Origin of the sequence: Enterobacter sp. Ap-867 (assembly GCF_011752855.1) — a bacterium.
Taxonomy (GTDB): domain Bacteria; phylum Pseudomonadota; class Gammaproteobacteria; order Enterobacterales; family Enterobacteriaceae; genus Cedecea.
The window spans coordinates 198461-211094 of the sequence record NZ_VWWS01000002.1; the positions used below are offsets into that span (position 1 = coordinate 198461).

Below are 12634 nucleotides of genomic sequence, written 5' to 3' on the forward strand. Positions count from 1 at the left end.
TTATCGGTCAGCTTCAACTTCTTAATAAACGCCCCGCAGGTGCAAGCTTGTGGGGCGTTTTGCATTCAGAGACAGCAAGATGAATGACTGTCCACGACACTCTTCATGAAAAGAAAGCGGCTTATCGCTCAGCTTCAACTTCTTAATAAACGCCCCGCAGGTGCAAGCTTGTGGGGCGTTTTGCATTCAGAGACAGCAAGATGAATGACTGTCCACGACACTTTTCATGAAAAGAAAGCGGCTTATCGGTCAGCTTCAACTCATTCATATCGAAACGCCCCGCAGGTGCAAGCTTGTGGGGCGTTTTGCATTCAGAGACAGCAAGATGAATGACTGTCCACGACACTCTTCATGAAAAGAAAGCGGCCTATCGGCCAGCTTCAACTCATTCATATCGAAACGCCCCGCAGGTGCAAGCCCGTGGGGCGTTTTGTATTCAACACATACTATTTCAGCGTTTTAAGCATGCAGATCTCGCAGCTGTTGTGGCCGGTATTGCCCAGGCTGCCGTCCAGGTGTTTGAAACCGAATGCTTCGTAGAGTGAGACCGCCGAGCTAAGTTCGTCGAGCGTTTCCAGGTAGCAGTAACGATAGCCGAATGCTTCGGCCTGTTGTATCGCCAGCGCCATCAGGCGTCTTCCCAGGCCTATGCCCGTCACGCTGCTGTCCAGATAGAGTTTCTGTAATTCACAATATTCTTCACCTGCGCCCTGCAGCGGGGCGATGCCAACGCCGCCTAAAATCTTGCCTTCGTGTTCAACTACCCAGTAGCCAGACCCGGGTTTTTGGTAGGCGCTGGTCAGGTCATTCAGCGCCGGATCGTGCAGGCTCACGCCTTCGAGATGATCGATTTTATTATCGCGGAAGCTTTGGCGGATCACGTCGGCAATAGCGAGATTGTCCTCTGGGCGAATAGGCCGGATCTGAACCTGAAGATCCCGCTGGCTGCGGGCATTTACCAGCGCCCGGGTCAGCGATTTGACCGACTGATAGATCTGCTGCTTTTCGCTGTCTGATGCCAGAGAAAGGGCCTGGGCCGTGAAGTCGTTGGCGTGTTCGGTGAGATCTTTAAGCGCGACAACGCCCTCGTGGCTCAGGTTGAACACAGTGGCTCTCCCGTCGCTTTCATTCTGCGTTCTTGCCAGCAGATTGGCACTTTCAAGGCCGCGAAGCGTTCTGCTGATGCTGGATTTTTCCACGCACAGGCGGCGGGCAAGCTCCGTTACCCCGGCGGGCTCGCGATCGAGTTCGATCAAAATATGGCTTTGTAACGGCGACAGATCGGTCCCGCTGCTTTTCCTGTTCAGCATGCCCAGCTCGCGCACCATCTCGCGCAGCGCGGCGCGGAATGCTTCAATTTCGTTGGTCTGCATAGCAACTCACATCAATGAGGGAAATGTATTTAGTTAACACTGTTAACTAGTTTGTGTATCATACCGAAATTAAACAGGCAGGCAAGTGACCAGGAGGGCAGGATGCAAAACAGAGAACCGGATACAACGGACAGAAGGATTGTGATCGGCACGATCGTTGCCGTGCTGTGCTTTTACATTGTGGTTGCAGTGGGATCGCTTTGAGCCTCTGGCGGCAAATAAGTGCGCTTTGGCGAGTATTTGCCATAATGGCCCACAAGTTTCACTGTGGCGAAAAATCATGATCAAATCCCTCTACATCGACAACTACCGTTCCGTGCGCAAGCTTTCCATTGATTTGGGCAGGCTGAACGTGGTGTTTGGGCCCAACGGGTGCGGTAAGTCTAATATTTATAAGGCGATCCATCTGATCCACGGTGCGGGGAGTGGGCAACTGTCACATTGGCTTTCTGATGAAGGCGGGATCCAGAAAGCGATGTGGGCGGGCGATCGCGCCCGCGGCTACGCCGGCGCGCCGCGCAGGCTGACGCTGGCGGTAGAAACGGATACGTTTGAATATGAGCTGCAGGTGGGCTTTCCCGAGCCGCTGCCGTACCCGACGATGTTTGGCCTCGATCCCATTGTTAAAGAGGAGCAAATCTGGCTCAGCGGCTACCGGCGGCGCCCTTCGTCGTCGGTCATGCAGCGGCGTAATCAGACGGTTTTCCTTAATAACGTCAACGGCGAAAAGGTGACTCACGCCGCCACGCTGTACGAAAATGAATCCCTCTTTGGCCAGCTTGGCGAGCCGCATTTGTACCCGGAAGTCTCCAGCGCCAGGGAGACGCTTCGTAACTGGCGTTTCTACCACGAGTTCGATATTTCTAAAGGCGCTGGCCTGAGGCTGCCGCAGGTGGGCTACCGCTCCCCGGTGCTGTCCGGCGATGGCCTGAACCTGGCCGCCGCGTTTCAGACCATCGTCGAAATTGGCGACAGCGAGCTGATGTTTACCGTGCTGGAGCAGGCTTTCCCGGAATGCACGTTTTTCTGCGATAACAGCGGCGGGCGCTTCCAGATGATGATGAACCGACTGGGGATTAATCGCCCGCTGGAGTCCGCGGAGTTTTCAGATGGCACGCTGCGTTTTCTCTGCCTGACGGTGGCGCTGCTCAGCCCGAGACCGCCGCAGTTTATCGCCCTCAATGAGCCTGAAAATAGCCTGCATCCGCAAATGCTCCCTGCGCTTGCCCGCCTGATTGCTGAGGCAAGCCGCTACACGCAGATTTGGCTTACCAGTCACTCGCCTGAACTGGCTACCCTTATCGAAAAATATACGGCGTTTACGCTGTACGAGTTAGGTATTGAGAAAGGGGAAACCACGATGACCCAGCTGGCCTGACGCCGTTTTCCCTTCCCCGCAAGGAGAAGGGAAACGTAAGGTTACAGGCTACCGGCAATGGTGATGTAGTCGGTATAAAGCTGTGGGGCGCCGGAGAACGAAGCCAGTTCGCGCCATTCGTCGTACATCCTTTCGCTTTCCTGATGATCCTTCACGAACTGCAGCGATTTCTCCGTGGAGACATCCAGCTCCGGGTGGAAAGAGTTTAGCGAGGCCAGGCTTTCTATCTCGAGCATCACCAGATATTGCTCAACTCGATTGCCGCCGGTGCCTTTCAACATATGGAATTTCCAGCCCGGGTAGTCGTCGATACGGTGAACGTTGTCGCGGATAAACGTATCGAAAGTCTGCGGGGAAACACCTGAACGCAATGCCAGATTATGCAGCCCGACCACGCGTTTAATCGGTTCTTGTCCGTCGCGTAGCTGGTAGTTTGGCCCTTCTGCCAAAGAGCTATGTTCGTTTTCAGCGAGCTGCTGGTAGGTGGAGAAAATCGTTGGCAGTTCGCCAAACGTCGCGAAGGTTTTCCAGGTGTTGATAAGCTCAATGCCTGCAGGATGATCGCGCCAAAAAGCACGTGCCTGTTCCGTTTGTTCCCCCTGACTATCAATATAGCGCGCGTAGCTGTCGGCATTTTCTGCTTCGTACAGCATCAGATATTGGTTCTGACGCTCGCCGCGCAGGCCTTTCAGCAAGGTCCAGCGCCAGCCCGGATAAGCCGGGATGTGCACGCCTTTGGCCTGCACAAAGGCTTCGAACGTCTCTTCGGTGACGCCCTTTTTCAGGTTAAGACCTACATAGTGAAGGCTGAATACTGCCGGTGATGAGTGACTCATACAAACTCCTGTTTCATTAACGCTGGCGAGAAATAAACGGCGAACCTGAAGCCACACACAAAAGCAGCAACAGGGCACCGCTGAAGGTCAAACTGAGCCCAATGTGATGGGCGATAAAGCCAATCAGCGCAGGTCCCGCGAGCAGGCCGCTGTAGCCAAAAATCGTGACGGCAGGGATCGCGAAATCCGCTGAAACCCCCGGCTGGTTACCGGCGGAGGTGAATAGAATGGGAATAATGTTGGCAAGCCCGGCTCCGACCAGGATAAACCCCGGCAAGGTGCCCCAATGGGTGAAGACGAGCAGGATAATCCCGATGCCAGCAATAGCGCAGCCGAGGAGCAGCACGAGTTTGCCGCCCAGGGCGCTGACCAGACGATCGCCGCTGAGCCGCCCAAGGGTGACGGTGATGGAATATAAGGTGTAGCCGAAGCCCGCGAGCGAAGCGCTCATGCCGCGTTCCGAGGTCATAAATACCGCCGACCAGTCCAGCATGGCGCCTTCAAGCATGAAGACGAAAAAGCAAAGTATCGCGATGGCCAGCACGGGCGGATGGCTCAGCACGCGTAACGTCTCGCCTTTGCTGCTCGTGGCTTTATTTTGTTTGGGCAAAATGTTCCGGGCAGAGGCGGCGAGCAGTAAAGTCAGAAAAACAGTGATGGTGCACACGGCAAGCAACGGTGTAGCCCCCAGCCACAGAAAGAAGCTGACGAAGCCTGCGCCGGCAATGCTGCCGATACTGTAAAAGCCGTGAAAGCCGGACATTTTTGCCTGCTCGCTCTCCTGTTCGACGACCACGGCGTGAGCATTCATGGCGACGTCGAGCATGCCGTTGAAGGTGCCGAACAGCAGCAAAGCCAGCGCCATGGCTTCACGCTGGTCAAACAGCATTAGCAGCGGTAAATCCGCGGCAAGCCCCAGCACGCTGAGGATCATCAGGCGACGGCAACCAAAGCGAGCGATCAGCCGGCCGGTAAACGGCATGACGAGCATCGAGCCTGCGGCGATGCAAAAGAGCAGCAGCCCTAAAGCGCCGTCGTTAATAGCCAGCCGCGCTTTAGCGAAAGGAATTAGCGGGGCCCAGGACGACATGGCTAAACCGGCCATAAAAAATATGGCGCGTGTGGCATGCTGTTCCCGCGACTGTACGTCCGCCAGGGTTGGTGTTGAGTTAATCGTCATAGTAATTTTGTGACTCAATGTGTGAATTCACTCGCGTGAATGCGTCGTGCCCGGTCTTTCGGGCACGCGCGGCGGTAAGCGTTAATTGAGGCTTTCTGCTACCGAGAGGTAATCGGTATAGATTTGTGGCGACCCGGAAAACGAGGCGAGTTTTTTCCATTCCTCGTACATTTGTTTGGTATCGCGGTGCGCCTGGGCGAATTTGGCCGCTTCGTCGGTAGCGATATCCGGTTCGGGGTAAAAGACATCCAGCGCCTCCAGGCTGGCGATTTCCATCAGCACCACATACTGATCGAGCCGGTTACCTCGCTCCCCTTTCAACAGCCGGAATTTCCAGTCCGGGTAATCTTCAATCCGGTGATGGTTGCCCTCGATAAAACGTTCAAACTGTTCGGCGCTGGCGTTGGGGCGCAGTGCGAGGTTGTGAATACCAATCACCCGAGCAACAGGGGGCTGCTGCTGGTAGCGGGGACCCGGCTGGACGGTGCTTTTCTGATTTTCGGCCAGCAGGCGATAATCGGTGAACAGCGTTGGCAGTTCGCTGAAAGTGCCGTAGCTGCGCCATTCGGCCAGCAGCGCTTCCGCTTCAGGATGCTGCCCCCAGAACTCGCGGGCCTCTTCGGTCTGGTTGCCGTCTGCGGCCATATAGCGATCCCGCATTGCCGCATTTTCGATTTCAAACAGCATCAAATATTGCCCGGCACGTTCGCCGCGTAGCCCGCGAAGCAGCGTCCAGCGCCAGCCCGGATAGCAGGGAATATGTACGCCTTTATTTTGCACAAAGGTTTCAAACGCCTGCTGGGTGATGCCCGCTTCGGTGTCGATGGCGATGTAAAACAGGCTGAAAACCGGCGTGGTTGAAGAGTGGCTCATCAGTTACTCCTGTTCTGCGTCGGCTGAGATGAATTGGGTGTTAATGATGGCTTCAACCAGCGTGACGCCGATGGGCGTCAGCGTGACCACGCCTTGATCAATCACCACGAGTTCTTTTGCCTGCAGCTTTTCCAGCGTTGGTTTGATGATGCGGTTTTCAAAAAAGCTGTTGCCGTTGAAGCGTGTCGCGAACACGGTATCGTCAACCGGAATGAGCGTGGAGAGGGCCATTTTGAAGGCGTTAACTTCGCGCTGTTCCGGTGAAATACCGTGGCTTTCTTCGATAGGCAGGCGGCCTTCATCGAGGAACTGCTTGTATTGCTTATAGCCGGTGATGTTGATGGCTTCGGCGCGGGTGCATTTCGAACTGCCGCCCAGGCCGATGGCGACCTCGGGATACTGCTTGTCCAGATCGGTGATCAGCCCTTTCCACTTTTCCGCTTCCAGGTGGTTCTGGTGGAAATACATCGTGGGGTGTTCGCGATAGCCCTCGGTGAGGTATTTCTCGACCAGCTCGCGCATTTGATATTGCTTGCCCAGCCCAGGGAACGTCATGTTGTTCATGTTGATCAGCCCTTTTTTCTGCCACAGGCTTTCACGTTCGCCGGATACGCCGGTGCGCGTTTTCATGAACTCTTCCATGTGCAGCTTGGTGCAGACGACGTGGGAGAGATCCAGCGCCAGGGTGCGCTCCATGTCGTACTTCACGTCATCCACGGTTTGACCCAGCATGCCGTAGATAAGATCGACGCTGACCCAGTCAATGCCCTGTTCCCGCGCGCTGCGTATGGTTTCTTCACACTCGTCGGCGGTGTGCTGGCGGCCACAGGCGGCAATAATGGCGTCGTTAAAAGATTGGGTGCCGAAGCTGATTTTGCTGAAGCCCAGCTCTTTCAGAATGCCGATGTATTCGCGGTTTAATGTCCCAGGTTCGCCTTCAAAGCGAAGCGTTGCCGCCGAGAAATTAAAGTGGGTGTAATAGAAGTCCATCAACCGACGCAGTTCCGGCTCCGGGAGCAGGGAAGGCGTGCCGCCAAAGATATTGAATTCTCCAATTTCCGCTTTTGACAGGCTCGGTACTTTTTCCAGCCACATCTTCGCTTCTTTGATGTTGTAGTCCACCAGATCCCGGAAGACGCCTTCCGCTGAAGGCGATTTCGGGTTGAGAATCACCGTTGGATACTGGCAGAAGTGGCAGCGGTAGCGGCAGGTGGGGATATAGGCCCACAGATGGATCTGTTTCGCAGCCCGAATGTCGTGCTCCATATCGGCAAAGAACGACGCCAGCGGGTAGTGCTCAATGTCACCGGGAAAAACATGGCAGCCAAAAGGATCTTTATGGACGTAGTCCAGAAAAGCCTCGTTCTCCGGCTGGGAGAGGAAACCGTAAACTGCCGGAACCGGATAGGCCGGGTCGAGATCTTTTAATGACGCGAGAGCTTCGGTATTCATCAGAAAACACCTCCGTTGGCAAAGTAGTTGTGGGCTTCACCGGACTCGCGATCTTCACAGAAGTACCAGACAAAGCGTTCGAAATCTTTTTCCGCGACGTTGTCAAAGCAGGCCGGAAGCGGTGGTGCAAAGCCAATGTCCTCCCCGACGGCGTTGCGCAGCGCGGTGAATATCTCGTGGCGGAACTCGAAATAGAGCCGGTAGGCTGGCGTTTTGTAGCTATGGATCGGCTTAAAGTCGATGATGCTCATTTCATGCTTAATGGCGTGAATGCGCTGGTAAAGCCGCTCTGCAACCTGCGGTGAGAAAAAGGCACGTACCCGCTCGTTCTCCAGCAAGATGTGCGGATTCAGCAAGGCTGGAAGAACGATGTTTTTCGGGATGTAGTCTTTGATGGAGTATTCCCAACCCTGCCGGGCCTGCTCTTCGGTGAGGTCAATCAGCGTGTTTTTTTGGATTGAGACGTCCGGGCGCACATCTTTCATGATGATGATGCCGTCGCTGCCGTAGGCGATGCCGCTGATCACATCGTCAATAATGGTGTCCACGCGGCGGCTGTTGATTTCCACAAAGGATTCTTTGGCGTAAACAGGCTTGCCGCCGCAGGCGATGATCTTGATGCCGAAATCCCAGTCGTCGGAAAGGTGTTCTACGAAGCGTCCTTTTTCCAACTGGTAGAAGATCTCGATGCCACCAATTTTTTCGTACAGGCCTCGCTCAACAGCGAAGCCTTTGCCATCCGGAAAGCCGCCAAACAGCGAGAACGAAACGTCGCGGCAGCGCAGGGTTTTTTGGATTTCACGGAAAAGGTTGGGGCGCTGCTGGAATGCTTCGCGGTCGTAATAGTAATTGCAGGTCCCGAGATCGCCGTCGTCGGCAATCATTTTTTCTATCAGGGTATGCAGCCAGTAAGGATCCACGGTGCAGTCGGCATCGGCGGAGACAATATAGTGTTTATTGCTTTTGCCCAGCCGGGCATCACGCGCCCTTGAGCGCAGGGCGGCGTAATCCATACCGCATTTACGGGCCGATGAGACACCCTGAATCTTCTCTTGAATAATGTGCACATCCATCGCCGGATGTTTTTCTTTGAAGAGGTTTATCTTTGCCACGGAATCGTCGCGGGAATTGTTATCCACGATGATCACTTCATAAGCGTCATGGGTTACCAATCGGCCTTGCGTTTGTTGGCCAAATAATGAGGCTAAAACTTCATCAATTCGGTCGCTTTCATTGTAAACAGGCAGCACTACCGAGACGAAAATGTTATCGCGCATATCTACTCCTGGGGCGGTGATATTCAGAATGTCCATCACGTTGTTAGAAAGGATGTTTTTGCCGATGGCGAAGTTCTTCGCGGCTATACGATCCATTTCAGGTTTATTGGTAAGCAGTAAAAAGACTTCGTTGATGAAGGCTTCGTCAGGCAGGCCGTCTTGTCCGTCTGAAATAGGCATCACTGGGGCTTCAAAGCCGTGCTGGCCGTAGACTTCCGGGTAATATTCGTAGCGGGTGGTGATGTAGCAGCGCTGGCTGCTGATCGCCTCCCCAATGGGATTACCGTAGCTGTCGTAGTCCCATGAGGTCAGGAACGACACCAGGTCACATGAATGGTAGAGATCCTCGATGGTGATTTTTCCCTGGCTTTTGGGCATGAAGTTATGGTGCAGCGGGCCAAGAAACTTCACATAGGGCTTAATGTCCAGCTCCTGTGCCAGTTGCTCCAGCTCGCCTGCATGCGTGGCGTGCTCACGGGTATCGCCGGCGATCAAAAGCCAGACGGTTTTATCAATATTGTGCTTTCTGAACAGGTGGTTAAGGCGTTGTACCAGCAGCACGTCACGGTCCAGGCGCTTCTGCGGAATGATGCGCGTCGTTCGGGCAATGACTATGTCATCGGCGGAAATATCCAGGGATGACCGGATGTTTTTCAGCGCCTGTTGGCCGGTAAAGCTGTAGGTATTTTTTACTACGTGAATATCGACTTCCCGTTGGCACCAGTGTTCCAGCTTTTCTTTGAGATCGTTATTCAGCGTTACGTAGCTAATAAAAGGGGATTTGATCGGTTTAATGGCATGGTTGTACGGCGGTAAACCATACTTCATGATATTTTTCTCGCTGTTCCACATGAGGTCGTGATCGCGCCAGATAACAAAATTTCCTAACTGGTGACGGTGGCCGTATTGTTCTATAGCGAGATAAAGTGCGCGGGTATAAATTATATTCTCTGGCAGCGTGCCGTTTTCGACAATCACGTTGCAAATTCGAAGCTGTTCCCATTGAAGTAAAATTCTTTCGGCCAGACTTTGGGCGGAATATTCAACGGCGCGGATTATTTCTTCTTTTTCTTCAAATGAAACAGAAAGCCTTTCACTGATAAGTACGGCGTGTGCTTTTTCAATAAACTCTGGGGAGTAATGAGGTACAGATGTAATCCCACTGATGCGCGTTAAGGTAAAAGCATCGCGATAAATTTCTGGCTCATGATCGTAAGGTTTATTAAAATTGCCTTTGTCAACTTTAATGTCATACCCAAGATCGAGATAAGAGTTGATACCTTTTTGCTTAAGGCTTTGAGAGACTTTTAATGCTTCCACCGTAATACCTGAGACGGCAACAGCATCAAAAGAGATAAACATGGCATATCTTTGACCATAAACGTCCATGGCAACTACCCCTTTGAAGCGAAACTGCTACGCTTATTTGTTGTAAGCAATTGATACATCCTGAATGACTGCGCTTTCGATAACGCCCGAAGTCATTCGGAACCGGCAAAATCAGAAAACATCGTCAGCAGCAGTGCCGGTGCTGACTTTCAAGTGCTGTATGTATCAAAGTGCCTGCAAGAATTAGCTTGCGGGATAGCTAAACGCAGTGGCGTTTATCAATGTAATATTTATATTTATTTTTAGGCCGAGCGCGTTCGCCGGTTTTATTCGTTTCCCGGATTTATACTCTGGCGATTTTCTGATTTTTAATTATCAGTATTTGATTTTTTTATTGATGTTTGTTGGCTTTCCAGAGTGGTTCAAAAGAGAGGTCAATCTTAAACGTCTCCTTTTTTTGCCGTAAAGCGGGAACGTTCCAGTTGGTGAGCGTTATCACACATTCTTATTTTGTTTTTAAACCGGAATTTTTAATAACCAGTCTAAAGTTAATATTCATTTTAGACCTTTTAAATAAGGAGTTGTGTTAGCGTTGAGATGTTTGTTTTGAAACTTTAGTCATGATTGGGAATGTTCCCAAGGCGCCGCGAATTTACTCATTCCGAGTCTTTTATTTTGAGCGTCACAGAGTTTACATATTAAGAAATATGTAACGCGATTTTCCTCTTTACCCTAATAAAAGAGCGCTCTCAGGTATACCGAACCCTTAACTTTGGTATGGGAAGAGTAAAACTCACACCAGGTATTCGTAACTCATTATAAATATTAGGTTATTATTTAAGTCATGATAAATAGTAAGGGCTAGAGGAAACGCAGCCCTTAAATATTTACTTACTATATGGGGCTTTTACAGAAGCTGAACTGGTAGTCTACGCGCGCGCTGATTGCAAGATTGAATGATGATTTATCGAAATATTTGAACGAGTTAGCGGTTGCGCCGACCATGCAAGTGAGCATTAACCAAAGTAATAAAGCACCAAAACCAACGAGAATATATCGGGGATGTTATTCGTAGGCATGGCAATATTTGGCCGTATGCGGCCTGTGTCCTGGACGAGGCGGTTTTCTACAGAATGAATTTTGCGGAGAAATGCCCAGGGATAGAAGGATGCTGCCCCTTTCAGGACGAAAGAGGCAGGCGGTAGGTTAGATCGGTAAGTCGATCAGCAGGCCGCGCAGCGGCGTATCGGCGACCAGGGTGATATTCGCCTCATCACGAATAAACGCGCCATCGCCGCATGTGAGCGCTTCTTTCTCTTCTGATGGCGTCACCGCATGCACCGTGCCGTGAATTGACTGCAGATAGGCCCGTGGGCCATGAAGCTGGAAGCTTAGCTGCTCGCCCTTTTGCATCTCAATATGGTGGATCCACACCTGCTGGCGGAGCTGCAGGCTATGATTGCTGCCATCCGGCGAGGCAATCAGCTGATGAGATGTTCCCGCTAACGGGATCTTTTGTACCAGCGGATTTTCACGATCCGGGCAGGCATCCAGCCACAGCTGCATACGCGTCAGCGATTTGTCTTTGCTGAGGTTGTGCTCGCTATAGCTGATCCCCGGCTGGGTGGAAAGCAGCAGGACCTCACCGGCGCTGGCCTGGATATGGTTGCCGTCGCTGTCGCGGTATTCCGCTTCCCCTTCCAGAATCAGGTTGAGGATGTCTACTTTCGGGTAGCCGCGCGGTTGAAACGAGGCTCCAGGGGCCAGAACTTCCTGGTTGAGCACGCGCAGAGAGGCGTAGCCCAGCAGTTTCGGGTCGAAGTAGTGTCCAAAAGAAAAGGTGTAGCGAGCCTGCAGCCATCCGTAGTCAGCTTTACCACACTGTTTGGCTGTTCTTGTCGTAATCATAATTCTTGACCTCTCTTTACACTAAACCCATGTTAAGGGTCTGGACGCTGCATTGTTAGCCAGTTAATCTGCTCGGTATGTTCAAATTTCCTGAATGAGAACGAAATGGCGAAAGAAAGGGCGTTGACGCTGGAAGCGTTAAGGGTCATGGATGCGATTGACAGGCGCGGGAGCTTTGCCGCTGCGGCCGACGAGCTGGGACGTGTACCGTCCGCGCTCAGCTACACCATGCAAAAACTGGAAGAAGAGTTAGATGTGGTGCTGTTTGACCGATCCGGCCACCGCACCAAATTTACCAACGTGGGGCGTATGCTGCTGGAACGAGGGCGCGTGCTGCTCGAAGCGGCGGATAAGTTGACCACTGACGCGGAAGCGTTGGCGCGGGGCTGGGAGGCAAACCTGACCATCGTCACCGAAGCGCTGGTGCCGACGGAAAAACTGTTCCCGCTGGTGGATAAGCTGGCCGATAAAGCTGACACCCAATTATCTATTTTCACCGAAGTACTGGCCGGGGCCTGGGAGCGCCTGGAGCAGGGCAGGGCGGATATTGTTATCGCGCCGGATATGCACTTCCGCAGTTCCTCGGAGATTAACTCCCGCAAGCTTTACAAAGTGATGAGCGTTTATGTTGCCGCGCCGGATCACCCGATTCATCAGGAGCCGGAGCCTCTTTCTGAGGTGACCCGCGTGAAGTATCGTGGCGTGGCGGTGGCCGATACCGCCCGTGAAAGGCCGGTGTTAACGGTACGTCTGTTGGATAAACAGCCGCGCCTGACGGTGAGCTCTATCGAAGAGAAGCGGCTGGCGCTGCTGGCCGGGCTTGGCGTGGCGACGATGCCGTATCCGCTGGTTGAGCAGGATATTGCCGAAGGTCGCCTGCGGGTGGTTAGCCCGGAATATACCAACGAGATTGATATCATCATGGCGTGGCGGCGCGACAGCATGGGCGAGGCCAAAGCCTGGTGCCTGCGTGAACTGCCTAAACTGCTGAAATAAAAAAACGCGTTGGTTTTTTGCCAACGCGTTTT

Annotated in this window: 9 protein-coding genes; 2 read left to right on the plus strand and 7 right to left on the minus strand. The window is 52.8% G+C overall.

Translation table 11 applies throughout. The features are described 5' to 3' along the window. Nucleotides 1–446 precede the first annotated feature (446 nt). Nucleotides 447–1373 (minus strand): bifunctional helix-turn-helix transcriptional regulator/GNAT family N-acetyltransferase, encoded by a 927-nt coding sequence (locus F3J26_RS08520; RefSeq protein WP_166993264.1) that lies wholly within the window; start codon nucleotides 1371–1373, stop codon nucleotides 447–449. A gap of 280 nt (nucleotides 1374–1653) precedes the next feature. Here F3J26_RS08520 and F3J26_RS08525 point away from each other — a divergent pair, with 280 nt between their 5' ends. After that, nucleotides 1654–2751, plus strand: coding sequence for an AAA family ATPase (locus F3J26_RS08525; RefSeq protein ID WP_166993267.1), 1098 nt, complete (start codon nucleotides 1654–1656; stop codon nucleotides 2749–2751). A gap of 41 nt (nucleotides 2752–2792) precedes the next feature. Here the strand turns inward: F3J26_RS08525 and F3J26_RS08530 are convergent, their stop codons facing one another. The 6 genes from F3J26_RS08530 to F3J26_RS08555 form a co-directional block, all read right to left on the minus strand. Continuing rightward, nucleotides 2793–3587, minus strand: a complete 795-nt coding sequence (locus F3J26_RS08530) for a hypothetical protein (protein WP_166993271.1) — start codon at nucleotides 3585–3587, stop codon at nucleotides 2793–2795. 16 nt (nucleotides 3588–3603) lie between these two features. Next, on the minus strand, nucleotides 3604–4767 hold the full coding sequence (locus F3J26_RS08535) for an MFS transporter (RefSeq protein ID WP_166993274.1): 1164 nt from the start codon (nucleotides 4765–4767) through the stop codon (nucleotides 3604–3606). Nucleotides 4768–4848: 81 nt separating this feature from the next. Then, complete coding sequence (locus tag F3J26_RS08540) at nucleotides 4849–5640, minus strand: hypothetical protein (protein ID WP_166993277.1); 792 nt, start codon at nucleotides 5638–5640, stop codon at nucleotides 4849–4851. Between the two features lie 3 nt (nucleotides 5641–5643). Next, nucleotides 5644–7092 (minus strand): radical SAM protein, encoded by a 1449-nt coding sequence (locus tag F3J26_RS08545; protein WP_008453637.1) that lies wholly within the window; start codon nucleotides 7090–7092, stop codon nucleotides 5644–5646. Then, nucleotides 7092–9731, minus strand: a complete 2640-nt coding sequence (locus F3J26_RS22680; RefSeq protein WP_286180218.1) for a glycosyltransferase — start codon at nucleotides 9729–9731, stop codon at nucleotides 7092–7094. Before F3J26_RS22680 ends, F3J26_RS08545 begins: the two co-directional genes overlap by 1 nt. Nucleotides 9732–10904: 1173 nt before the next feature. After that, on the minus strand, nucleotides 10905–11606 hold the full coding sequence (locus F3J26_RS08555; protein ID WP_166993284.1) for a pirin family protein: 702 nt from the start codon (nucleotides 11604–11606) through the stop codon (nucleotides 10905–10907). A 105-nt stretch (nucleotides 11607–11711) separates the two neighbouring features. On the opposite strand from F3J26_RS08555, the gene F3J26_RS08560 reads away from it, so the two are divergent. Then, nucleotides 11712–12602: a LysR family transcriptional regulator gene (locus F3J26_RS08560; RefSeq protein WP_008453630.1), complete on the plus strand. Its 891-nt coding sequence runs from the start codon at nucleotides 11712–11714 to the stop codon at nucleotides 12600–12602. The last annotated feature ends 32 nt before the right edge of the window (nucleotides 12603–12634 follow it).

Excerpts from the sequence above, each read along its gene's own strand:
- F3J26_RS08560 (WP_008453630.1), top strand. The coding sequence starts at position 11,712 with ATGGCGAAAGAAAGGGCGTTGACGCTGGAAGCGTTAAGGGTCATGGAT.
- F3J26_RS22680 (WP_286180218.1), bottom strand. The coding sequence starts at position 9,731 with ATGTTTATCTCTTTTGATGCTGTTGCCGTCTCAGGTATTACGGTGGAA.
- F3J26_RS08530 (WP_166993271.1), bottom strand. The coding sequence starts at position 3,587 with ATGAGTCACTCATCACCGGCAGTATTCAGCCTTCACTATGTAGGTCTT.
- F3J26_RS08535 (WP_166993274.1), bottom strand. The coding sequence starts at position 4,767 with ATGACGATTAACTCAACACCAACCCTGGCGGACGTACAGTCGCGGGAA.
- F3J26_RS08525 (WP_166993267.1), top strand. The coding sequence starts at position 1,654 with ATGATCAAATCCCTCTACATCGACAACTACCGTTCCGTGCGCAAGCTT.
- F3J26_RS08555 (WP_166993284.1), bottom strand. The coding sequence starts at position 11,606 with ATGATTACGACAAGAACAGCCAAACAGTGTGGTAAAGCTGACTACGGA.
- F3J26_RS08545 (WP_008453637.1), bottom strand. The coding sequence starts at position 7,092 with ATGAATACCGAAGCTCTCGCGTCATTAAAAGATCTCGACCCGGCCTAT.
- F3J26_RS08520 (WP_166993264.1), bottom strand. The coding sequence starts at position 1,373 with ATGCAGACCAACGAAATTGAAGCATTCCGCGCCGCGCTGCGCGAGATG.
- F3J26_RS08540 (WP_166993277.1), bottom strand. The coding sequence starts at position 5,640 with ATGAGCCACTCTTCAACCACGCCGGTTTTCAGCCTGTTTTACATCGCC.